Origin of the sequence: Streptomyces sp. NBC_01546, from assembly GCF_045208355.1 — a bacterium.
Lineage (GTDB): Bacteria > Actinomycetota > Actinomycetes > Streptomycetales > Streptomycetaceae > Streptomyces.
On the sequence record NZ_CP109379.1, the window covers coordinates 4,568,521 to 4,591,810 of the forward strand.

The 23,290-nt window shown below is 68.8% G+C and carries 16 protein-coding genes and 3 rRNA genes; 16 read left to right on the plus strand and 3 right to left on the minus strand.

The window, feature by feature from the left end; all coding sequences use genetic code 11:
• Positions 1–54 precede the first annotated feature (54 nt).
• Positions 55–1,782, plus strand: a complete 1,728-nt coding sequence (locus tag OHA89_RS20945) for a BACON domain-containing protein (protein ID WP_266609315.1) — start codon at positions 55–57, stop codon at positions 1,780–1,782.
• Here OHA89_RS20945 and OHA89_RS20950 read toward each other — a convergent pair.
• A complete protein-coding gene (locus OHA89_RS20950; RefSeq protein ID WP_257555688.1) occupies positions 1,779–2,696 on the minus strand; it encodes a hypothetical protein in 918 nt (305 codons plus the stop codon). The genes OHA89_RS20945 and OHA89_RS20950 overlap by 4 nt on opposite strands.
• 63 nt (positions 2,697–2,759) lie before the next feature.
• Here OHA89_RS20950 and OHA89_RS20955 point away from each other — a divergent pair, with 63 nt between their 5' ends.
• The 4 genes from OHA89_RS20955 to ilvD all read left to right on the plus strand — a co-directional run bounded on the left by OHA89_RS20955 (position 2,760) and on the right by ilvD (position 7,249).
• A complete protein-coding gene (locus OHA89_RS20955; protein ID WP_266609316.1) occupies positions 2,760–3,698 on the plus strand; it encodes a Ppx/GppA phosphatase family protein in 939 nt (312 codons plus the stop codon).
• A gap of 125 nt (positions 3,699–3,823) precedes the next feature.
• A complete protein-coding gene (locus OHA89_RS20960; protein ID WP_257555690.1) occupies positions 3,824–4,657 on the plus strand; it encodes a sugar phosphate isomerase/epimerase in 834 nt (277 codons plus the stop codon).
• Positions 4,654–5,271 (plus strand): TetR family transcriptional regulator, encoded by a 618-nt coding sequence (locus tag OHA89_RS20965; RefSeq protein WP_215147803.1) that lies wholly within the window; start codon positions 4,654–4,656, stop codon positions 5,269–5,271. Before OHA89_RS20960 ends, OHA89_RS20965 begins: the two co-directional genes overlap by 4 nt.
• A 127-nt stretch (positions 5,272–5,398) precedes the next feature.
• The gene (gene ilvD, locus OHA89_RS20970) at positions 5,399–7,249 is read left to right on the plus strand and encodes a dihydroxy-acid dehydratase (RefSeq protein ID WP_257555691.1); all 1,851 of its coding nucleotides are present in this window, start codon (positions 5,399–5,401) and stop codon (positions 7,247–7,249) included.
• A 34-nt stretch (positions 7,250–7,283) separates the two neighbouring features.
• Here ilvD and OHA89_RS20975 read toward each other — a convergent pair whose 3' ends face one another.
• Positions 7,284–9,437 carry a protein kinase domain-containing protein gene (locus tag OHA89_RS20975; RefSeq protein ID WP_406366826.1) on the minus strand — a complete coding sequence of 718 codons (2,154 nt, stop codon included), beginning with the start codon at positions 9,435–9,437 and terminating at the stop codon, positions 7,284–7,286.
• Positions 9,438–9,542: 105 nt separating this feature from the next.
• Here OHA89_RS20975 and OHA89_RS20980 point away from each other — a divergent pair, with 105 nt between their 5' ends.
• The 5 genes from OHA89_RS20980 (at position 9,543) to proC (ending at position 12,958) form a co-directional block, all read left to right on the plus strand.
• Positions 9,543–9,845, plus strand: a complete 303-nt coding sequence (locus tag OHA89_RS20980; protein WP_257555693.1) for a peptidase — start codon at positions 9,543–9,545, stop codon at positions 9,843–9,845.
• Between the two features lie 59 nt (positions 9,846–9,904).
• On the plus strand, positions 9,905–10,432 hold the full coding sequence (locus OHA89_RS20985; protein ID WP_257555694.1) for a hypothetical protein: 528 nt from the start codon (positions 9,905–9,907) through the stop codon (positions 10,430–10,432).
• Between the two features lie 54 nt (positions 10,433–10,486).
• Entirely contained in the window at positions 10,487–11,287 is an 801-nt protein-coding gene (locus tag OHA89_RS20990) for an ABC transporter ATP-binding protein (protein WP_406368538.1), read from the plus strand.
• The gene (locus OHA89_RS20995; protein WP_215147792.1) at positions 11,284–12,021 is read left to right on the plus strand and encodes an ABC transporter permease; all 738 of its coding nucleotides are present in this window, start codon (positions 11,284–11,286) and stop codon (positions 12,019–12,021) included. Before OHA89_RS20990 ends, OHA89_RS20995 begins: the two co-directional genes overlap by 4 nt.
• A gap of 127 nt (positions 12,022–12,148) precedes the next feature.
• Positions 12,149–12,958 carry a pyrroline-5-carboxylate reductase gene (proC, locus tag OHA89_RS21000; RefSeq protein WP_215147790.1) on the plus strand — a complete coding sequence of 270 codons (810 nt, stop codon included), beginning with the start codon at positions 12,149–12,151 and terminating at the stop codon, positions 12,956–12,958.
• Positions 12,959–13,017: 59 nt separating this feature from the next.
• Here the strand turns inward: proC and trpS are convergent, their stop codons facing one another.
• A complete protein-coding gene (trpS, locus tag OHA89_RS21005; RefSeq protein WP_266609320.1) occupies positions 13,018–14,016 on the minus strand; it encodes a tryptophan--tRNA ligase in 999 nt (332 codons plus the stop codon).
• Between the two features lie 916 nt (positions 14,017–14,932).
• On the opposite strand from trpS, the gene OHA89_RS21010 reads away from it, so the two are divergent.
• The 6 genes from OHA89_RS21010 (at position 14,933) to OHA89_RS21035 (ending at position 23,220) form a co-directional block, all read left to right on the plus strand.
• Positions 14,933–16,457, plus strand: a 16S ribosomal RNA gene (locus tag OHA89_RS21010).
• Between the two features lie 284 nt (positions 16,458–16,741).
• Positions 16,742–19,864 (plus strand): 23S ribosomal RNA (locus OHA89_RS21015).
• 76 nt (positions 19,865–19,940) lie between these two features.
• Positions 19,941–20,057 (plus strand): 5S ribosomal RNA (gene rrf, locus OHA89_RS21020).
• The 16S, 23S and 5S rRNA genes sit together here, the layout of an rRNA operon.
• 134 nt (positions 20,058–20,191) lie before the next feature.
• The gene (locus tag OHA89_RS21025; RefSeq protein ID WP_266609321.1) at positions 20,192–20,845 is read left to right on the plus strand and encodes an HAD family phosphatase; all 654 of its coding nucleotides are present in this window, start codon (positions 20,192–20,194) and stop codon (positions 20,843–20,845) included.
• Positions 20,846–20,888: 43 nt separating this feature from the next.
• The gene (locus OHA89_RS21030) at positions 20,889–22,100 is read left to right on the plus strand and encodes an MFS transporter (RefSeq protein WP_266609322.1); all 1,212 of its coding nucleotides are present in this window, start codon (positions 20,889–20,891) and stop codon (positions 22,098–22,100) included.
• Positions 22,051–23,220 (plus strand): acetoin utilization protein AcuC, encoded by a 1,170-nt coding sequence (locus tag OHA89_RS21035; RefSeq protein WP_266609323.1) that lies wholly within the window; start codon positions 22,051–22,053, stop codon positions 23,218–23,220. The genes OHA89_RS21030 and OHA89_RS21035 overlap by 50 nt, the downstream gene beginning before the upstream one ends.
• The last annotated feature ends 70 nt before the right edge of the window (positions 23,221–23,290 follow it).

Sequence of the window (23,290 nt, forward strand, 5' to 3'; positions counted from 1 at the left end):
TAAAAGCGGGAAAGGCTTCCGGGGGTCCACCGGCCCGCCGCCTACGGTCGCCAGGTGAACAGCAGCAGCCAGGCACACTCCTCGTCACGCTCCGGCGCACACCGGGCGCACGGGCGCACGCCCCTCGAGGGGGAGCCGCCGCCGGCCTTCCGGCACGAGCCCTACCTGGACGGCCTGTTCACGTACTGCCTGTCGGTCCTGTGCGACCACGACACCGCCACCGACGTGCTGGGCGACGTACTCGCCGTGGCCGACCGGCATCCCGGCCGCTGCCCCGACGAGGGTGACCGGCGGGCCTGGCTGTACGCCCTGGCGCGCTGGGGCTGCCTGCACCGGCTCGCGGAGCAGCGGCGCGTACGACAGGGAGCGCATTGCGCCCAGCGTGCGCCGGAGCACACGTACCCCGGTCGTGCGCCGGGTGGTGGTACGGAAGGCGACCCGTCCGGCGGGGCCCACCGCACGCTTGACGTGAGCGCGTACCGCCGTACCGAGCTGGCCCGGCTCGCCTGGCCGGAGGCCGCCGGGACCACGCCCGAACAGCGCGAGGCCCTGGAGCTCGCCGTCCGCCACCGTCTCGGTGTCACCGAGCTGGCCGCCGTCCTCGGCACGCCCCCGGCCGCCGCCCGGGAGCTCCTGTCCGGGGCCGCCTGCGAGGTGGAGCGCACCCGCACCGCCCTCTCCGTCGTGGAGACCGGCAGCTGTCCCAGCGTCTCCCGGCTCACCGGCGACGGGCAGGTCCTGCTCTCCACCACCCTGCGCGCCGAGCTCGTACGGCACGTCGACGACTGTCCGCGCTGCCGCCGCGTCGCCGAACGCGTGGGCGCCGGCGCCCCCTGGCCCGGCTCCGGCGGCATCGACACCGCCGCCCTCCCGCTCGTCCCCGCCCCCCGCACGGCCGTCCACGCGGCGATGCTCCGCTCCGGCGGCCGGGGGCGACGGCCCGCCCCGCGCTTCGACCGCACCGGCTTCCCGATGGACCCCAAGGACCGCGCGGCCCGCCGCGACCGGATGCGGGCCCGGGCGGTGACCACCACCGTGGTCGCCACAGTGGTCGCCGCGCCGGTCCTGGCGCTGTGGGCGGCGTACCGCGGCACGCCCAGCACCGGCGAACCCGTCGGCGACGCCGCCACGCGCATCTCCGCGAGCGAGTCCGACCTCCCGCTGCCCCCGCACGTCGGCGGGCGCCCGCTGACCGCATACGAGAACGCCGGGAACGCCGCCTCCACCACCGGCGGGCCCGGCTTCGCCCCGGGCAGCGCCGAGCCCGACGTCTCGGTCGAGGTCATCAGCACCGGGCCCCCACCGGCCGCCGACCGGGCCGGTGGCCCCGGCCGGCTCACCGTGGCCGCGTCCTCCCACGGAGCCACCACACTGCTCACCCTCACCGCGTCCGGCGGCGCCCCGGTGGACTGGCGGCTCTGGTCCGACGCGCCCTGGCTGCGCGCGAGCCGTACCGCGGGCACGCTGGCCCCCGGAGAATCGGTCACCCTGAGGATCGCGGTGGACACCGAAGCCCAGCCCGTGGGGGGCTGGACGGCCCGGGTGGGGGTGGATCCCGGCGGTGCCGTCGTCTCCATCCAGGGCCGCGGGCGCCCGGCCCCGACCCCGGAGCCGCCGTCGACCCCGGACCCGACGCCCACGCCGACCCCGACGCCGAGTCCCACGCCGACCCCGACGCCGACCCCGACACCCACGCCCACTCCGACCCCGACGCCCACGCCGACGTCAGGAGGAACGGTTTCCCCCGACCCCGGGCCGGCGCCGTCGGCTTCTTCGGCCTAGTCGACCGAGGTGGGGACCACCGGGTCGGCCGGGTGCGGGGCCATCGGCAGCAGCGAGGCGAGCCGCGCCTCGCACAGCTTCACCAGCTCCTCGTACGCCTCCTTGCCCATCAGCTCCGTCAGCTCGGCGCGGTACGACACGTACACCGGGTCCCCGGCGCCGTGCGCGGAGGTGGCCGACGTACACCACCAGTGCAGGTCGTGGCCGCCCGGACCCCAGCCGCGCCGGTCGTACTCGCCGATCGACACCTGGAGCACGCGGGTGTCGTCGGGCCGGTCGATCCAGTCGTAGGTGCGGCGGATCGGCAGCTGCCAGCAGACGTCGGGCTTGGTCTCCAGCGGCTCCTGGCCGCTCTTCAGCGCCAGGATGTGCAGCGAGCAGCCGGCCCCGGCGGGGAATCCCGGCCGGTTCAGGAAGATGCACGCGCCGTCCCAGCGGCGGGTCTGCTTCTCCCCGTCGTCGTCGGCTTGCGTCCACCCGGTCTCGCTGCCCACGTCGTGGAACTGCCACAGCTCGGGGGTCAGCCGGGCCACGTGCTGGGCGACGCGCTTCTCGTCGTCCTCGTCGGAGAAGTGCGCGCCGAGCGTGCAGCAGCCGTCGTCCGCCCGGCCCGCCTGGATGCCCTGGCAGCCCTGGCCGAAGATGCAGGTCCAGCGGGAGGTCAGCCAGGTCAGGTCGCAGCGGAAGACCTGCTCGTCGTCGGCGGGGTCGGGGAACTCCACCCAGGCGCGGGGGAAGTCGAGGCCCTTCTCGTCGGCGGCGAGTGCGGCGGCCTTCGCCTTGGCGGCCTTGGTGGCCTTGGCGGCCGTGGCAGCTTTGGTGCCGCCCTTGCTGCCGGCCTTGGCGTCCGTCGTGTTGTCGGTGCCCTTGTCGTTCTTCGACCGGGTCTTGTTGGCCTTCTTCGTATTTGGCACAAACCCAAGCCTAAGCGCCCCTTACCTCACCCCTCCGCGTTCCTCGCAGTAGCGTTTCCCCCTATGAGACTCGGTGTCCTTGATGTGGGTTCGAATACGGTCCATCTGCTGGTGGTGGACGCGCACCCCGGTGCGCGCCCGCAGCCGGCGCACTCGCACAAGGTGGAAATGCGGCTGGCGGAGCTCCTCGACGAGGGCGGCGCGGTCACACCCGAGGGCGTCGAGCGTCTCGTCTCGGTGATCGTCGACGCCGTGCAGGCCGCCGAGGACAAGGGGTGCGAGGACGTCCTGCCGTTCGCGACCAGCGCCGTGCGCGAGGCCACGAACGCGGACGAGGTGCTGGCGCGGATCAAGGCCGAGACCGGTGTCGACCTGCCCGTCCTGAGCGGTGAGGACGAGGCGCGGCTGACCTTCCTGGCCGCGCGCCGCTGGTTCGGCTGGTCGGCCGGGAAGCTGCTGGTCCTCGACATCGGCGGCGGCTCGCTGGAGATCGCGTACGGCATCGACGAGGACCCGTACGCGGCGGTCTCCCTCCCGCTGGGCGCGGGCCGCCTGACGGCGGGCTGGCTGCCGGGCGACCCGCCGGACGCGCTGGACATCCGGTCCCTGCGCAGGCACGTGCGGACGGAGATCGCGCGGACGGTGGGGGAGTTCAGCCGCTTCGGTACCCCGGACCACGTGGTGGCGACGTCGAAGACCTTCAAGCAGCTGGCACGCATCGCGGGCGCGGCCCGCTCGGCGGACGGCCTCTACGTTCAGCGGGACCTGAGCCGGAAGTCGCTGGAGGAGTGGGTCCCGCGGCTGGCCGCGATGACCACGGCCCAGCGGTCGTCCCTCCCGGGCGTCTCGGAGGGCCGGGCGAACCAGCTCCTGGCGGGTGCGCTGGTCGCGGAGGGCGCGATGGACCTCTTCGGCGTCGACGAACTCGAGATCTGCCCGTGGGCCCTGCGCGAGGGCGTCATCCTGCGCAGGCTGGACCACCTCCCGACGGGCAACGGCTGAGCGGAGCCGCGGGCGGGCCGGCCGGCGGGGCGGGGGCGCGGGACGGGGGCGGGACTGCGGGCGGGACTGCGGGCGGTACGGGGGCGGGACGCACCAGGCGGGCATCGGGCCCGTACCCTGTGTCCGTGGCAGAACCAGTCCGCGTCCCGACCGCGAAAGTCGCCCTGTCCACCGCCTCCGTCTATCCGGAGTCCACGGCGACCGCCTTCGAGATCGCCGCGCGCCTCGGCTACGACGGCGTCGAGGTCATGGTCTGGACGGACCCGGTCAGCCAGGACGTCGACGCCCTGCGCCGGCTGTCCGACCACCACCAGGTGCCGATCCTCGCCATCCACGCGCCGTGCCTGCTGATCACCCAGCGGGTGTGGTCCACCGACCCCTGGACCAAGCTCCAGCGTGCCCAGGCGGCGGCCGAGCGGCTCGGCGCGTCCACCGTCGTCGTGCACCCGCCCTTCCGCTGGCAGCGCCAGTACGCGCGGGACTTCGTCACCGGAATCTGGCGGATGGCCGACGAGACCGACGTCCGGTTCGCCGTCGAGAACATGTACCCCTGGCGCTACCGCGACCGCGAGATGCTCGCGTACGCGCCCGAGTGGGACGTCACCAAGGACGACTACCGGCACTTCACCGTCGATCTGTCGCACACCGCGACCGCCCGGGCGGACGCGACCGCGATGATCGACCGGATGGGCGACCGGCTCGCGCACGTCCACCTCGCCGACGGAAACGGTTCGGCGAAGGACGAGCACCTGGTCCCGGGCCGGGGTACGCAGCCCTGCGCCGAGCTGCTGGAACGGCTCGCCCACAGCTCGTTCGACGGGCACGTGGTGATCGAGGTCAACACGCGGCGTGCCATGTCCTCCGCCGAGCGCGAGGCCGACCTCGCCGAGGCGCTGGCCTTCACCCGCCTGCACCTGGCCACCTCGTCCGCGACGCGTGATGAGGTCCGGCGCCCGTGACCGAGCCCGTGAAGCGCCGCCGCGGCCCCGGCCGGCCCCGCCAGGACGAGGTCGAGGAAGGCCCCGGCACCCAGGAGCGCATCCGCCTCGCCGCCCGCTCCGAGTTCGCCGCGCGCGGCTACGACAAGACCTCCGTACGGGGCGTGGCCAAGGCCGCCGGCGTGGACCCGGCCCTGGTCCACCACTACTTCGGCAGCAAGGACGACCTCTTCGCCGCCGCCATCGAGCTGAGCATGGAGCCGGCGATGGTGGTCCCGGCGATCCTCGGCGAGGGCCCGGAGGGCATCGGGGAGCGGCTCGCCCGCTACTTTCTGGGGATCTGGGAGAACCCGGTCACCCGGGCGCCGCTGCTGGCCGTGATCCGGTCCGCGCTGACCCACGAGGCGGCGGCCGCGGTCCTGCGCCGCATCGTCCTGCGCCGCGTCCTGGAGCGGGTGGCCGCCGACCTCGACGTCCCCGACCCGACCTTCCGCGCCGAACTGGCCGCCTCCCACATGGTCGGCATCGCGATCCTGCGCTACGTGGTCCAGGTCGAGCCCCTCGCGTCCGCCGACCCGGACGACATCGTCGCCCTGGTGGCGCCCACCCTTCAGCGCTACCTGACCGAAGAATGAGCCGGCCGTCCCGGCATGCGGACTTGCTGTCCGTATCCCGGGCCGGGGGCGTAGCCTCGTAACTGATTCATATCTACAGTCGTGGCCGCGCTCCCAAGGCCGGCCGCACTCATGGGGAGTGAACCCGATGCCCGAGCTGAGGTCCCGCACCGTCACCCACGGCCGCAACATGGCGGGCGCACGCGCCCTTATGCGTGCGTCGGGCGTAGCGAGCGAGGACATCGGCAAGCCGATCATCGCGGTCGCCAACTCCTTCACCGAGTTCGTCCCCGGCCACACGCACCTGGCCCCGGTCGGCCGGATCGTCTCCGACGCCATCCGCGCGGCGGGCGCGATCCCGCGCGAGTTCAACACCATCGCGGTCGACGACGGCATCGCGATGGGCCACGCCGGCATGCTGTACTCCCTGCCCTCCCGCGACCTCATCGCGGACTCGGTCGAGTACATGGTGGAAGCCCACTGCGCCGACGCCCTGATCTGCATCTCCAACTGCGACAAGATCACCCCCGGCATGCTGATGGCCGCCATGCGCCTCAACATCCCGGTCGTCTTCGTCTCCGGCGGCCCGATGGAGGCCGGCCAGGCCACCCTCGTCGACGGCACCGTGCGCAAGCTCGACCTGATCGACGCCATGGTCGACGCCTCCAACGAGAACGTCTCCGACGAGGACGTCCTGCGCATCGAGGAGAACGCCTGCCCCACGTGCGGCTCGTGTTCGGGCATGTTCACCGCCAACTCGATGAACTGCCTCGCCGAGGCCATCGGCCTCGCCCTCCCCGGCAACGGCTCGGTCCTCGCCACCCACACCGCGCGCAAGGCCCTGTACGAGGACGCCGGCCGCACGGTCGTGGAGATCACCAAGCGCCACTACGAGCAGGACGACTTCTCGGTCCTGCCCCGCTCCATCGCGACCCGCGAGGCCTTCGAGAACGCCATGGCCCTCGACATCGCCATGGGCGGCTCCACGAACACGATCCTCCACCTCCTCGCCGCCGCCCAGGAGGCCGGCCTGGACTACGACCTCACCGACATCGACGAGGTCTCGCGCCGCGTCCCGTGCCTGTCCAAGGTCGCCCCGAACGTGGCGCCCGGCGGCACGTACTACATGGAGGACATCCACCGCGCCGGCGGCATCCCCGCCATCCTCGGCGAGCTGCACCGCGGCGGCCTCCTCAACAAGAACGTCACCACCGTCCACTCCGACGGCCTGGAGGACTGGCTGGCCGAGTGGGACGCCCGCTCCGGCACCGCCTCCGACACGGCGATGGAGCTGTGGCACGCGGCCCCCGGCTGCAAGCGCTCCGCGACCGCCTTCTCCCAGTCCGAGCGCTGGGAGACCCTCGACCTCGACGCCGAGGGCGGCTGCATCCGCTCCGTGCAGCACGCGTACTCCAAGGACGGCGGCCTCGCCGTCCTGCGCGGCAACATCGCGGCCGACGGCTGCGTCGTGAAGACGGCCGGCGTCGACGAGTCGATCTGGACCTTCGAGGGCCCGGCGGTCGTCTGCGAGTCGCAGGACGAGGCCGTCGACAAGATCCTGCGCAAGGAGATCAAGGCGGGTGACGTCGTCGTCATCCGCTACGAGGGCCCGCGCGGCGGCCCCGGCATGCAGGAGATGCTCTACCCGACCTCCTTCCTCAAGGGCCGCGGCCTCGGCAAGGTCTGCGCCCTGGTCACCGACGGCCGCTTCTCCGGCGGCACTTCGGGCCTGTCCATCGGCCACGCCTCCCCGGAGGCGGCATCGGGCGGCACCATCGCGGTCGTGGAGGACGGCGACCGGATCCGCATCGACATCCCGAACCGGTCGATCGAACTGCTCGTCGACGAGGCCACCCTGGCGGCCCGTCACGAGGCCCTCGGCGGCGTCTACGCCCCGAAGGACCGCGAGCGCAAGGTCTCCGCGGCCCTGCGCGCCTACGCGGCGATGGCCACCAGCGCCGACAAGGGCGCCGTCCGCGACGTCAGCCGCCTGGGCTGACCCGTCCGACCCGGCTTCCCGAACCCCGCCGCGCTCACCAGCCGGCGGGGTTCGCCGCGTCCACGGCGAACACGGACCCGTCGGGCGCACTCCCGAACACCCGCCCGTCCGCGACGACGGGCGCGGGGACGGTGGCCGTGTAGGTGCCCTGGCCCGTACCCATCCGGGGGTCCGTCTGCGCGACCAGCCGTCCGGCTCGGGCATCGACCGCGATCAGCCGGCCGTCGGCCGCCATCAGGTACAACCGTCCGTTGTCGACGACCGGCCGGGAGGCCGCGGCCACCGCCGTCTCCAGCCGCCACGCCTCCTTCTCGCCGGCGACCGCCGTCAGCGCACCCGAGATGCCGATCAAGTACACGACCCCGTCCGGTCCGACGGCCGACTCGGCCTGCAACTGCTCCACCGACAACGGGGTGCGCCGGACCGCCCGCGTGGCGAGATCGATGCGCACGACCGCGACGGTCATTCCCTGAAGGTCGCCGGCCAAGAGGTACAGACCGCCCTGTGCGACCCCGACCGGCTTGAGCAGCCCCGGTGCGCGCAGCTGCCAGCGCACCGTGCCGCCGGCCGGATCGACCGCCGAGACCTGCGAGGACTTGCCGTCGTCGGCGCGCGTCGCCACATACACGTCGAGGCTGCCGTCCGGCTGGTCGGGACCCGTGAACCAGACGGACCCCACCCGGCCCAGGCGCTTGCTCCAGCTCACGTTGCCGGTGGCCGCGTCGAGCGCCGTGACGGTCCCGTCCGCCCCGGCGGCCAGCACCTTCGAACCGGCGGGCAGCACGGTCGCGTTCTGCGCGATGTCCTTCTTCCACCGCGGTACGCCCGTTGCCGGATCCAGCGCCTGGAGCAGCCCGCTGCCGGGGGTCACGGCGAGGACGAGTCCGCCGCCCATGGCGGGAGCGATGGCAGTGGCGCCCGCCGTACGTGCGCCCGTGCCCGGTGCGGGGACCGACCAGGCGACGGCGCCGTCGGCCGGGTTCAGCCGGGCCGCGACGAGGCCGGGGGTCGAGCAGTACAGGGCTCCGGCCGCTGCGGCACACGCGGACACCGTGTTTCCGGGACCGCGGTCGCCGAGCGGCGCCGACCAAGGCGCCGGCGGTTGCGATCCCGTGGCCGAGCCCGACGGGTGCGCTGCCGTGTGCCCGCCGGGGTCTTCGCCGGCCGCGAACCGCGCGTACGTCCCGACGGCTCCGCCGGTCAGCAGCAGCGCGAGAGCCACCGCCACGGCGAGCCGCCGTGGCCGCCGCCCCGCCTGCGGGGCTTCGGGGGCCCGTACCCGCTGGTGCGTGGTGTCATCGGCGGCGGGAGGGAGCTGCGCCGAGACCGGCCGCCGGGGCTGCGGGATGAAGGCCTGGGTCTCCTCGCCCGTCGGGTACGCGGCGGCCCGCAGCTCGCCCAGCAGGGCGTCGGGGGTGGGCCGGTCGGCGGGGTCCTTGGCGAGGCAGCGCGCGATGACGGGCGCGAGGGAGGGCGGCACCCCGGCCAGATCGGGCTCGCTGTGCACCACCTGGTACGCGACGAGGTAGTGGCTGTCGGAGTCGAACGGTCCCCGCCCGGTCGCCGCGTGGACGAGTACGGCGCCCATCGCGAACACGTCCGCCGCCGGTCCGACCTCCCGCGGCCGCTGGAACTGCTCGGGCGCCATGAACGGGGGTGTGCCGATCAGCTTCCCGGTCTCGGTCCGCAGATCGCTGTCGGCGGGCCGGGAGATCCCGAAGTCGATGACCCGTACCCCGTCCGGCGCCATCAGGACGTTGCTGGGCTTCAGGTCCCGGTGCACGACACCGGCCCGGTGGATGTCCCGCAGCGCCTCCGCCAGCCCGGCGCCGAGCCGGGCCAGCCCCACGGGGCCGAGGGTCTCTTCCCGTACCTGCTCGGCGAGCGTGGGGGCGTCGATGAACAGGGTGGCCATCCAGGGCCGCTCGGCATCGGGGTCCGCGTCCACGACGGGTGCGGTGAAGGCCCCGCTCACCCGCCGGGCGGCTGCGACCTCCTGCCGGAACCTGGCCCGGAACTCCGGATCCGCCGCGTGCTGGGCGTGTACGACCTTGACCGCGAGCCGCAGCCCGGATGCGGAGGTGGCCAGATGCACCACCCCCATGCCACCGGAACCCAGGACGGATTCCAGCCGGTACTGCCCGGCGTACTCCGGAAAACCGGCCCGTTCCGCGCGCAGTGAGTGCACTGCCGACCACCCCCGCCGGAGCCTAGTCGATGGCGCATATGAACCGGTAAGGGCCTGCTACCCTGCGCGAGTTGCGGAGCGTCATGCTCAAGGGGGAGATTTTCGATGTCGGTTGAGAACGAAGCGAACCAGGTCCAGACCCTTGCCGAAGGATCCGGCTACAAGTCCTACCCGGTGGCGCCGGGTACCCAGCTCAATGTGCGCAGCGGCCCGGGCACCGGATATCCCGTCGTCAGCGTCCTGCCGCTGGGAGCCTGGGTGACGATCCGCTGCCAGTGCGCGGGCACCACCGTCTCGGGCCCGTACGGCACCACGAACCTCTGGGACTGCGTCGGCAACGGCCAGTTCGTCTCCGACGCCTACGTGAAGACGGGCAGCGACGGCTACGTCGCCGCACACTGCGGCTAGCCCGTCTGACACGTGAGACACGCCCGGCCCATCCGGCAAGGCGAGGGATAATCGCTGGTGTGAGCGACGACCAGCGAGACCAATCCCCCGCCGAGCCGGCCGAGGCCGCGGCACCCGCCGGGCCCGAGCCCGAGCCGATCCCGTTCTTCGGCACCACCTGGGTGAACCACGACGGCGGCTACGCCCTGCGCCGCGCCGGCATCGCCATCGGCGCGCTGGTCACCGCCGTCGCCGCCGCGCTGCTGCTCCGCCTCTCCTACGAGGGTCTGGAGCTCGGCAACGTCGGCCCCTTCCTCAGCATCTCCGTGGTCGTCCTCTTCGCGATCTCCAGCTCCATCGCCTTCGCCAAGACCTGGGAATCCTTCAGCCGCCGCCCGGCCCCCTCCTCCGACGAGGCCGCCCTCAAGGGCCTGAAGGCGATCGGTTTCATCGGCTCCCTCATCGCGTACTTCCTGCGCTGCCTCGTCGAGGCTCCGGGCGAGAAGCTGCGCCGCGCCGAGTACGAGAGTGCCGTGGCCGAATTCGCCCGCCGCCGCAGCACCCGTACCGGCAATCCGGCCGCGCGCCGCCCCAAGCGCAAGAAGTAGCCCACACCCGGAACGTTGACGCCCGGCACAGCCAGGAGCATTATTCATCACATGATGAATAACCCGCCTCCGGGAGCCCCGGGAGACCCGGCCGCCGTGCACGCCACCGGCCTGACCGTCCGCCGCGGCACGGGCCGAGCCCCCCGTACCGTCATCGACGCCATCGACTTCGACGTCCCCCGCGGCCGCATCACCGGCCTCCTCGGCCCCTCCGGCTGCGGAAAATCCACCCTCATGCGCGCCGTCGTAGGCACCCAGGCCCACGTCACCGGCACCCTCGACGTCCTCGGCCGCCCCGCCGGCCACCCCGAGCTCCGCTCCCGCATCGGCTACGTCACCCAGGCGCCCTCCGTCTACGACGACCTCACGGTCCGGCAGAACCTCGACTACTTCGCAGCGATCCTCGACCCCGGCCGAGCCGCCGCCGACCGCCGCGCCGCCGCCGTACGACAGGCCATCACCGACGTCGACCTCACCACCCACACCGACGCCCTCGCCGGAAACCTCTCCGGCGGCCAGCGCAGCCGCGTCTCCCTCGCCGTCGCCCTGCTCGGCACCCCCGAGCTCCTCGTCCTGGACGAACCCACCGTCGGCCTCGACCCCGTCCTGCGCCGCGACCTCTGGAACCTCTTCCACGAGATCACCCGCACCCGCGGCGCCACGATCCTCGTCTCCTCCCACGTCATGGACGAGGCCGAGCGCTGCCACGACCTGCTCCTCATGCGCGAGGGCCGCATCCTCGCCCAGGACACCCCCGACGACCTGCGCGCCCGCACCCACTGCGCCACCGTCGAGGAAGGCTTCCTCCGCCTCGTGGACGAGGCCAACGCACTCGCGAAGGAGACCCGGCGATGAACGGCGCCCGCACCACCGCCACCGCAGCCCGCGTCCTGCGCCAGCTCAGCCACGACCCGCGCTCCATCGCGCTGATGCTCCTGGTCCCCGTCCTGATGCTGACGCTGCTCCGCTTCGTCTTCGACGGCAGCCCCCGCACCTTCGACGGCATCGGCGCGTCACTCCTCGGGATCTTCCCCCTCATCACCATGTTCCTGGTGACCTCCATCGCCACCCTGCGCGAGCGCACCTCCGGCACCCTGGAGCGCCTCCTCGCCATGCCGCTCGGCAAGGGCGACCTCATCGCCGGCTACGCCCTCGCCTTCGGCGCCGTCGCCGTCGTCCAGTCCGTCCTCGCCACCGGCCTCGCCCTCTCGCTCCTCGGCCTCGACGTCGTCGGCTCCCCCTGGCTGCTCCTCCTCGTCGCCCTCCTCGACGCGCTCCTCGGCACCGCACTCGGCCTCTTCGTCTCCGCCTTCGCGTCCTCCGAGTTCCAGGCCGTCCAGTTCATGCCGGCGGTGATCTTCCCCCAGCTGCTCCTGTGCGGCCTCTTCGCGGCGCGCAACACCATGCAGCCCGTCCTCGAAGGCCTCTCCAACGTCCTGCCCATGTCCTACGCCGTCGACGGCATGAACCAGGTCCTCACCCACACCGACATGACCGCCGACTTCGTCCGCGACTCCGTCGTCGTCGCCGCCTGCGCCCTGCTCGTCCTCGCCCTCGGCGCGGCCACCCTCCGCCGCCGGACGCCCTGACGCGCCCTGACCCGCACGGTTCTGAGGCGAGGCCCGGCGACCACAGGCCGGACACCGGCCCGCCATTCCACCCACGGGTGCAAGGATGAGGGCGTACACCCAATCAGTTCGGCGAGGTGAATCGGGCATGACCCAGACAGTCGCAGTCCTCGGTACCGGCAAGATCGGCGAGGCCCTGCTCAGCGGGATGATCCGCGGCGGCTGGCCCGCCTCGAAGCTCCTGGTCACCGCCCGCCGCGCGGAACGCGCCGAGGAACTCCACGCCCGCTACGGCGTCGAGGCCGTCAGCAACGCCGAGGCCGCCAAGCGCGCCGACACCCTCATCCTCACCGTCAAGCCGCAGGACATGGGCAAGCTCCTCGAAGAGCTCTCCCCGCACGTCCCCGCCGACCGCCTGGTCATCAGCGGCGCCGCCGGCATCCCGACCTCCTTCTTCGAGGAGCGGCTCGCGCCCGGCACCCCCGTCGTCCGCGTCATGACGAACACCCCCGCCCTCGTGGACGAGGCCATGTCCGTCATCTCGGCCGGCAGCCACGCCACCGCCGCGCACCTCCTCCACACCGAGGAGATCTTCGGCGGCGTCGGCAAGACCCTGCGCGTCCCCGAGTCCCAGCAGGACGCGGCCACCGCCCTCTCCGGCTCCGGACCCGCGTACTTCTACTTCCTCGTCGAGGCCATGACGGACGCCGGGATCCTCCTGGGCCTGCCCCGCGCCCAAGCCCACGACCTGATCGTCCAGGCCGCCATCGGCGCCGCCGTGATGCTCCGCGACAGCGGCGAACACCCGGTCAAGCTCCGCGAGGCCGTCACCTCCCCGGCCGGTACGACGATCAACGCGATCGTCGAGCTCGAGCGGCACGGCGTACGCGCCGCGCTGATCGCCGCCCTCGAAGCGGCCCGCGACCGCAGCCGCGAGCTCGCCTCCGGCAACAGCTGAGACGCGCGTACGGGCCCCCGCCGCAGCGGGGGCCCGTACTCCGTTGCGCCGTCACCCCTTCACGGGGCGAGCAGCCCGATGGCCTCGTACGCCCGGTCCACCACCGGCCGCGCCAGCTCCCGGGCCCGCCTGGCACCCTCCCGCAGCACCTTGTCCACCTCCGCCGGATCGGCCGCCAGCTCGGCATGCCGCTCCCGCACCGGCCGCAGCAGCTCGACCACCGCGTCGGCGACATCCCGCTTGAGCGCGCCGTACCCGGTGTAGCCGTCGGCGAGGCGCACGGGATCCCCGCCCGTACAGGCGGCCAGGATGTCCAGCAGGTTCGCCACCCCGGGCCGCGCCTCCCGGTCGTGGACCACCCCGCCGTCCCCGCTGTCGGTGACGGCCCGCATCACCTTCTTGCGTACGACCTCCGGCTCGTCGAGCAGATAGACGATCCCCGTGCCGTTCGCGTCGGACTTCCCCATCTTCGAGGTCGGCTCCTGGAGGTCCATGACCCGGGCGGCCACCGCCGGATGCGTGGCCTTGGGCACCGTGAAGGTGTGCCCGTACCGCTGGTTGAAGCGCACGGCCAGATCCCGGGTCAGCTCGACGTGCTGCCGCTGGTCCTCACCCACGGGCACCTCGTCGGTCCGGTACGCCAGGATGTCGGCGGCCATCAGTACGGGATAGGTGAGCAGCGACAGCCGTACGCCGTCCCCGGCGGCCTGCGCCTTCGCCGCCTTCTCCTTGTACTGGATCATCCGGCGCAACTCGCCGTCGGTGGCGGTGCACTCCAGCAGGTACGCCAGCCGCGTGTGCTCGTCGACATGGCTCTGCACGAACAACGTGCACCGCTGCGGATCCAGCCCGGAGGCGAGCAACAGCGTCGCCGCCTGCCGGCTGAGCCGCCGTACCCGCGCCGGCTCGTGCTCGACGGTCAGCGCGTGCAGGTCGACGACGCAGAACAGCGCCTCTTCCGGCTCCTGGTCGGCGGCGACCCACTGCCGCACGGCACCCAGGTAGTTCCCCAGCGTCAGATGCCCGGTCGGCTTGACCCCGCTGAAGATCCTCGTCATGTCCTGCTCTCCCTTGTGTGAGTGGTGTCGAGGCCGCCGCGTCGGACGACCGAGCCACTCCCGGGGAGGGGAGAAACGAAAACGGCCGCCGAAGCGGCGGCCGTGAGCGCATGCGTGCTCGTGTTGCAGTCGGCCGCCGTCAGGCGGCCCACCAACGGAGGTTGAGCGTGAGCGCATGCGTAGTCATGGGCCCAGGGTAGCCGGAAGGGGATGGAGACGGGGTGAGATTCGGGCACCACGCACGGCCGGTCAGCCTGGGGTTGACACAGGTGTCCCCGATCCGTAAGGTTCTTCGAGTTGTCCGAAGTGAGCGCCGACCCCGGTCGGTCCCCGGACAGCCATCCCGCACTACACATTCGAACGAACGACGCACTTTGTCGTCCCGTTTTCATGCGTATTTGCGAATGAGGAATCTGCGTCCGAGGACGCTGCCGCCGATTAGGTTCGGGGGCAAGGAATCCGCTACTGTCTCACTCGCCGGAAGGGCCCAACAGCCCGGAAGGCAAACCCCGCTGACCGGGAGTCAGGCCCGAAAGGATCTGATAGAGTCGGAATCGCCGGAAAGGGAAAGCGCGAAAGCGCAGGACCTGGAAAGCGCCGAGGAAATCGGGCCCGAAAGAGTCTGATAGAGTCGGAAACGCAAGAACACAGAACGAAAGCCCGGAGGAAAGCCCGAGAGGGTGAGTACAAAGGAAGCGTCCGTTCCTTGAGAACTCAACAGCGTGCCAAAAATCAACGCCAAAAGTTGATACCCCGTCCATTTCGGTGGATGAGGTTCCTTTGAAAAAGACCTGTGAGGCTCCGTTTCGGGGTGCTTGCAGGCAATTACACAGCGAGGACGCAGTGGTCAGTCGGTCTTATTCCGACCATGACTGGCCCGCTCTACGTGATGTGTGCACCCGATTACGGGTAAACATTCATGGAGAGTTTGATCCTGGCTCAGGACGAACGCTGGCGGCGTGCTTAACACATGCAAGTCGAACGATGAAGCCCTTCGGGGTGGATTAGTGGCGAACGGGTGAGTAACACGTGGGCAATCTGCCCTTCACTCTGGGACAAGCCCTGGAAACGGGGTCTAATACCGGATACCACTCCTGCCTGCATGGGCAGGGGTTGAAAGCTCCGGCGGTGAAGGATGAGCCCGCGGCCTATCAGCTTGTTGGTGGGGTAATGGCCCACCAAGGCGACGACGGGTAGCCGGCCTGAGAGGGCGACCGGCCACACTGGGACTGAGACACGGCCCAGACTCCTACGGGAGGCAGCAGTGGGGAATATTGCACAATGGGCGAAAGCCTGATGCAGCGACGCCGCGTGAGGGATGACGGCCTTCGGGTTGTAAACCTCTTTCAGCAGGGAAGAAGCGAAAGTGACGGTACCTGCAGAAGAAGCGCCGGCTAACTACGTGCCAGCAGCCGCGGTAATACGTAGGGCGCAAGCGTTGTCCGGAATTATTGGGCGTAAAGAGCTCGTAGGCGGCTTGTCACGTCGGATGTGAAAGCCCGAGGCTTAACCTCGGGTCTGCATTCGATACGGGCTAGCTAGAGTGTGGTAGGGGAGATCGGAATTCCTGGTGTAGCGGTGAAATGCGCAGATATCAGGAGGAACACCGGTGGCGAAGGCGGATCTCTGGGCCATTACTGACGCTGAGGAGCGAAAGCGTGGGGAGCGAACAGGATTAGATACCCTGGTAGTCCACGCCGTAAACGTTGGGAACTAGGTGTTGGCGACATTCCACGTCGTCGGTGCCGCAGCTAACGCATTAAGTTCCCCGCCTGGGGAGTACGGCCGCAAGGCTAAAACTCAAAGGAATTGACGGGGGCCCGCACAAGCGGCGGAGCATGTGGCTTAATTCGACGCAACGCGAAGAACCTTACCAAGGCTTGACATATACCGGAAAGCATTAGAGATAGTGCCCCCCTTGTGGTCGGTATACAGGTGGTGCATGGCTGTCGTCAGCTCGTGTCGTGAGATGTTGGGTTAAGTCCCGCAACGAGCGCAACCCTTGTCCTGTGTTGCCAGCATGCCCTTCGGGGTGATGGGGACTCACAGGAGACCGCCGGGGTCAACTCGGAGGAAGGTGGGGACGACGTCAAGTCATCATGCCCCTTATGTCTTGGGCTGCACACGTGCTACAATGGCCGGTACAATGAGCTGCGATACCGTGAGGTGGAGCGAATCTCAAAAAGCCGGTCTCAGTTCGGATTGGGGTCTGCAACTCGACCCCATGAAGTCGGAGTCGCTAGTAATCGCAGATCAGCATTGCTGCGGTGAATACGTTCCCGGGCCTTGTACACACCGCCCGTCACGTCACGAAAGTCGGTAACACCCGAAGCCGGTGGCCCAACCCGTAAGGGAGGGAGCTGTCGAAGGTGGGACTGGCGATTGGGACGAAGTCGTAACAAGGTAGCCGTACCGGAAGGTGCGGCTGGATCACCTCCTTTCTAAGGAGCACAGTACCGATTGCAGACAAATGTTCTGCACGGTCAGCTCATGGGTGGAACGTTGATTATTTGGCACCAGACGGTCTGATGGTTCTCGAGTACTGCTTCGGCGTGGAAAGAGGAGACGGAAGACTGACTGGTGCCTGGCACGTTGTTGGGTCCTGAAGGTACGGCCGTGAGGTCATGTCTTCAGTGCCGGCCCCAGTGAACTCACTAGCTTGTCTGGTGGGGTGATGGGTGGCTGGTCGTTGTTTGAGAACTACACAGTGGACGCGAGCATCTGTGGCCAAGTTTTTAAGGGCGCACGGTGGATGCCTTGGCACCAGGAACCGATGAAGGACGTGAGAGGCCGCGATAGGCCCCGGGGAGCTGCCAACTGAGCTTTGATCCGGGGGTGTCCGAATGGGGAAACCCGGCAGTCGTCATGGGCTGTCACCCATGCCTGAACACATAGGGCATGTGGAGGGAACGCGGGGAAGTGAAACATCTCAGTACCCGCAGGAAGAGAAAACAACCGTGATTCCGGGAGTAGTGGCGAGCGAAACCGGATGAGGCCAAACCGTATGCGTGTGATACCCGGCAGGGGTTGCGCATGCGGGGTTGTGGGAATTCTTTTGATCGGTCTGCCGGCCGGTCGGCGAGTCAGAAACCGTTGATGTAGTCGAAGGACATGCGAAAGGTCCGGCGTAGAGGGTAAGACCCCCGTAGACGAAACATCAGCGGCTTGCTTAAGAATCTCCCAAGTAGCACGGGGCCCGAGAAATCCCGTGTGAATCTGGCGGGACCACCCGCTAAGCCTAAATATTCCCTGGTGACCGATAGCGGATAGTACCGTGAGGGAATGGTGAAAAGTACCGCGGGAGCGGAGTGAAATAGTACCTGAAACCGTGTGCCTACAAGCCGTGGGAGCGTCGCCGTTGTTCTTCGGAACAACGGTCGTGACTGCGTGCCTTTTGAAGAATGAGCCTGCGAGTTAGCGGTGTGTAGCGAGGTTAACCCGTGTGGGGAAGCCGTAGCGAAAGCGAGTCCGAATAGGGCGATTGAGTTGCACGCTCTAGACCCGAAGCGGAGTGATCTAGCCATGGGCAGGTTGAAGCGGAGGTAAGACTTCGTGGAGGACCGAACCCACCAGGGTTGAAAACCTGGGGGATGACCTGTGGTTAGGGGTGAAAGGCCAATCAAACTCCGTGATAGCTGGTTCTCCCCGAAATGCATTTAGGTGCAGCGTCGTGTGTTTCTTGCCGGAGGTAGAGCACTGGATAGGCGATGGGCCCTACCGGGTTACTGACCTTAGCCAAACTCCGAATGCCGGTAAGTGAGAGCACGGCAGTGAGACTGTGGGGGATAAGCTCCATGGTCGAGAGGGAAACAGCCCAGAGCATCGACTAAGGCCCCTAAGCGTACGCTAAGTGGGAAAGGATGTGGAGTCGCAGAGACAACCAGGAGGTTGGCTTAGAAGCAGCCACCCTTGAAAGAGTGCGTAATAGCTCACTGGTCAAGTGATTCCGCGCCGACAATGTAGCGGGGCTCAAGCGTACCGCCGAAGTCGTGTCATTGCAGCAATAGGGCCAACGCCTGCTGTGATGGGTAGGGGAGCGTCGTGTGCCGGGTGAAGCAGCAGCGGAAGCTAGTTGTGGACGGTTCACGAGTGAGAATGCAGGCATGAGTAGCGATACACACGTGAGAAACGTGTGCGCCGATTGACTAAGGGTTCCTGGGTCAAGCTGATCTGCCCAGGGTAAGTCGGGACCTAAGGCGAGGCCGACAGGCGTAGTCGATGGACAACCGGTTGATATTCCGGTACCCGCTTTGAAACGCCCAATATCGAATCAGGCGATGCTAAGTCCGTGAAGCCGTTCCGGACCCTTCGGGGAAAGGAAAGTGGTGGAGCCGACGAACCAGACTTGTAGTAGGTAAGCGATGGGGTGACGCAGGAAGGTAGTCCAGCCCGGGCGGTGGTAGTCCCGGGGTAAGGGTGTAGGCCGAGGGGTAGGCAAATCCGTCCCTCATTAAGGCTGAGACCTGATGCCGAGCCGATTGTGGTGAAGTGGATGATCCTATGCTGTCGAGAAAAGCCTCTAGCGAGTTTCATGGCGGCCCGTACCCTAAACCGACTCAGGTGGTCAGGTAGAGAATACCGAGGCGTTCGGGTGAACTATGGTTAAGGAACTCGGCAAAATGCCCCCGTAACTTCGGGAGAAGGGGGGCCATCACTGGTGAGGGAACTTGCTTCCTGAGCTGGGGGTGGCCGCAGAGACCAGCGAGAAGCGACTGTTTACTAAAAACACAGGTCCGTGCGAAGCCGTAAGGCGATGTATACGGACTGACGCCTGCCCGGTGCTGGAACGTTAAGGGGACCGGTTAGTGCGCTTTCGGGCGTGCGAAGCTGAGAACTTAAGCGCCAGTAAACGGCGGTGGTAACTATAACCATCCTAAGGTAGCGAAATTCCTTGTCGGGTAAGTTCCGACCTGCACGAATGGCGTAACGACTTCTCGACTGTCTCAACCATAGGCCCGGTGAAATTGCACTACGAGTAAAGATGCTCGTTTCGCGCAGCAGGACGGAAAGACCCCGGGACCTTTACTATAGTTTGATATTGGTGTTCGGTTCGGCTTGTGTAGGATAGGTGGGAGACTTTGAAACCCCAACGCCAGTTGGGGTGGAGTCGCCGTTGAAATACCACTCTGGTCGTGCTGGATGTCTAACCTCGGTCCGTGATCCGGATCAGGGACAGTGTCTGATGGGTAGTTTAACTGGGGCGGTTGCCTCCCAAAGGGTAACGGAGGCGCCCAAAGGTTCCCTCAGCCTGGTTGGCAATCAGGTGTTGAGTGTAAGTGCACAAGGGAGCTTGACTGTGAGACCGACGGGTCGAGCAGGGACGAAAGTCGGGACTAGTGATCCGGCGGTGGCTTGTGGAAGCGCCGTCGCTCAACGGATAAAAGGTACCCCGGGGATAACAGGCTGATCTTCCCCAAGAGTCCATATCGACGGGATGGTTTGGCACCTCGATGTCGGCTCGTCGCATCCTGGGGCTGGAGTCGGTCCCAAGGGTTGGGCTGTTCGCCCATTAAAGCGGTACGCGAGCTGGGTTTAGAACGTCGTGAGACAGTTCGGTCCCTATCCGCTGTGCGCGTAGGAATATTGAGAAGGGCTGTCCCTAGTACGAGAGGACCGGGACGGACGAACCTCTGGTGTGCCAGTTGTCCTGCCAAGGGCATGGCTGGTTGGCTACGTTCGGGAGGGATAACCGCTGAAAGCATCTAAGCGGGAAGCCTGCTTCAAGATGAGTATTCCCACCTCCTTGAGAGGGTAAGGCTCCCAGTAGACGACTGGGTTGATAGGCCAGATGTGGAAGCCCGGTAACGGGTGAAGCTGACTGGTACTAATAGGCCGAGGGCTTGTCCTCAGTTGCTCGCGTCCACTGTGTTAGTTCTGAAATAACGAACAGCTGTGTCCATGCCAGCGTTCAAATTTCATAGTGTTTCGGTGGTCATAGCGTTAGGGAAACGCCCGGTTACATTCCGAACCCGGAAGCTAAGCCTTTCAGCGCCGATGGTACTGCAGGGGGGACCCTGTGGGAGAGTAGGACGCCGCCGAACAATCATTGCGGGAAGCCCCGCACCAAACCCTTACGGGTTCGGTGCGGGGCTTTTCTGCGTTCACCACCAGAATCCGTCGGATGCCCGGCATGGGGTACGGATGGATCCGGGTTGACGGCTCGTAGGGTTGGGGGATGGGCTATGACCTCGTCATCTTCGACAACGACGGCGTGCTGGTGGACAGTGAGCCGCTCGCCAACAGCATCCTCGCCGGGTACCTGAGCGAGCTCGGGCACCCCACCTCGTACGAGGACTCGCTCCGCGACTACATGGGGGCCGCCGTGCACCGGGTGCACGATCTCGTTCTCGAGCGGACCGGGGAGCGGCTGCCGGACGACTTCGACGAGACGCTGCACGCGCGGACCTTCGCCGCGTTCGAGCGGGAGTTGCGGCCCGTGCCCGGGGTGGAGGAGGTGCTCGGGGCGCTGACCGCACACGGCATCGGGTACTGCCTGGCCTCCTCCGGGAATCACGAGCGGATCCGGGTCGGGCATCGGGCGGCCGGGATCGACGGGTGGTTCGAGGAGGAGTGGATCTTCAGCTCCCAGGACGTGGGCCAGGGAAAGCCGGCGCCCGATCTGTTCCTCCACGCGGCCCGGTCGATGGGCGTGGAGCCAGCGCGGTGTGTGGTCGTCGAGGACAGCCCGCTGGGCATTCAGGCCGCCGCGGCCGCGGGGATGGACGTGTTCGCCTTCACGGCGATGCTGCCTGCGGACCGGCTGCCCGGGGCCACCGCGTACTTCGGTGACATGAAGCAGCTGCCGGGGCTTCTGCAACTGCCCGTGTGATCGCTCTACCCACCGGTAGCCCCGGGGCCTACGCTGACCCGCCATGACGGTTGATGTGCGGCTGCGGCGCGGGCGCAGTGCCCTGGGGTTCAGCTTCTTCGCGCAAGGTGTCGCCTTTGCGCTGCTCGTGACCAGGATCCCGGCGATCCAGGACCGGTACGGGATATCCGACGGGCTGCTGCCCGCCTTCCTCGCCGCCGTGCCGATCCTCGCCGGGGTCGCGAGCGTGGCCACCGAGCACCTGGTGAAGCGGGTGGCGCCCAGTGCCGTACTGAGGTGGGCGCAGCCCGTGGTGCTGCTCGCGCTGCTCGGGGTCGGGGCCGGCACCGAGCTGTGGCAAGTGGCGGTGGCCCTGGGGTTGTTCGGGCTGTCGGTGGGTGCGCTGGACGCCTCGATGAACATGCTCGGCGTGAGCCTCCAGCGGGAGTACGGACGCAGCATCATGCTCGGCTTCCACGCCGCCTACAGCCTCGGGGGGATCGTCGGTGCCTCGGCCGCGTGGGCCGGGGCGCATTGGCGTCTGGACTTGTTCGTGAGCTATCTGCCGGCCCTGGTGGTGCTGGTGCCGCTCGTCCTGTGGGGGAGCCGGAGCTACGTCGACACGCCCTCCGAGGTGGTCCAGGAGAAGGGGCTGGGCGCCGGTGGCGCCAAGCTGCTGCTGCCGCTGTGTCTGGTGATGGCGTGCGCGTACATCGGGGACTCGACGGTGGCGAACTGGAGTGCCAAGTACCTTCAGGACGTGCTGGGGAGCTCCGAGCAGCTGGCGACCGTCCCGTACAACGTCTACATGGTGACCACCCTGATCGGGCGGGCCGTCGGGGACCTGGGCGTACGGCGCTTCGGGGCCGCGGCCGTGGTGCGGGGCGGGACGGTGGTGGCGGCCGCGGGGTTCGCCGTCGTGGCGGCCGCGCCGGGTGCGTGGGTGGGGATGCTCGGTTTCACGCTGCTGGGGATCGGGCTGTGCGTGATCGTGCCGCAGACCTTCGCGGCTGCCGGGAGGCTGTTCCCGGGGGGTTCGGACACGGCGATAGCCCGGCTGAACATCTTCAACTACGTCGGCTTCCTGATCGGGTCGCCGCTCGTCGGTGGGATCGGGGACGCCTGGAGCTACCGGGGCGCGATGCTCGTGCCGATGGTTCTCGTCCTGATCACGCTGTTCTACGCCCGTTCGTTCGGACCTCGGGAGGCCCGATACGGTGTCGGGCATGAGCGGCCGCGGGTTGTTGATGTGGGACGAGGCGGTTACGAAGTATGACTTCGGGCCCAGCCATCCGATGGATCCGGTGCGTCTGGCGCTGACCATGGGCCTGGTGCGCGCCTTCGGGCTGGACCGGGCCATGGAGGTACGGGCGGCCCGCGCGGCCGGTGACTCGACGCTGAGGCTGGTGCACCGGGAGGACTACGTCGCCGCGGTGCACGAGGTGTCCGCCGATCCCGGGGTCGCCGACGGTTCGTACGGGCTGGGGACCATGGACGATCCGGCGTTCCACGGGATGCACGAGGCGTCCGCGCTGATCGCCGGGCAGTCGGTGGCCGGGGCGGAGGCGATCTGGCGGGGCGAGGCCGAGCACGCCGTGAACTTCGCCGGCGGGCTGCACCACGCCATGCCGGGCGGGGCGGCCGGTTTCTGCGTGTACAACGACGCGGCGCTGGCCGTCGCGCGGCTGCTGGAGCTGGGGGCCGAGCGGGTCGCGTACGTGGACGTGGACGTCCATCACGGGGATGGCGTACAGGCGGCCTTCTGGGACGACCCGCGGGTGCTGACCATCTCCCTGCACGAGCATCCGCGGACGCTGTTCCCGCAGACCGGCTGGCCGGAGGAGACCGGCGGTGCGGCGGCCGAGGGGTCGGCGGTGAACGTCGCGCTGCCCGCGGGGACCGGGGACGAGGGGTGGCTGCGGGCCTTCCACGCCACGGTGCCGGAGCTGCTGGCGGACTTCCGGCCGCAGGTGCTGGTGACCCAGCACGGGGCGGACACGCACTTCGAGGATCCGCTCGCCCATCTGGCGGTGTCCCTGGACGCCCAGCGGGCCGTCCAGGAGGCCTGCCACCGGCTGGCGCACGAGTACGCGGACGGGCGGTGGCTGGCGCTCGGCGGCGGCGGGTACGCGGTGGTGGACGTCGTACCTCGGTCGTGGACGCATCTGGTGGCGATCGCGGCGCACCGGCCGATCGACCCGGCGACCGCGGTGCCGGCCTCGTGGCGGGACGAGGTGTACGCGCGGACGCGGCAGCTGGCGCCGGCCCGGATGACGGACGGGCGTGCGGTGGCGTGGCGGGAATGGGACGAGGGCTACGACCCGGCGGACCGCACGGATCAAGCCGTCCTCGCCACGCGGCGCGCGGTGTTCCCGCTGCGCGGCTTGCTGACCTGATGATGCATCGTTACGCCAAGTGTGGGGCCGTTCTCCGGAATTGATGATCCGCCAGATGTGTTGAGGCAGC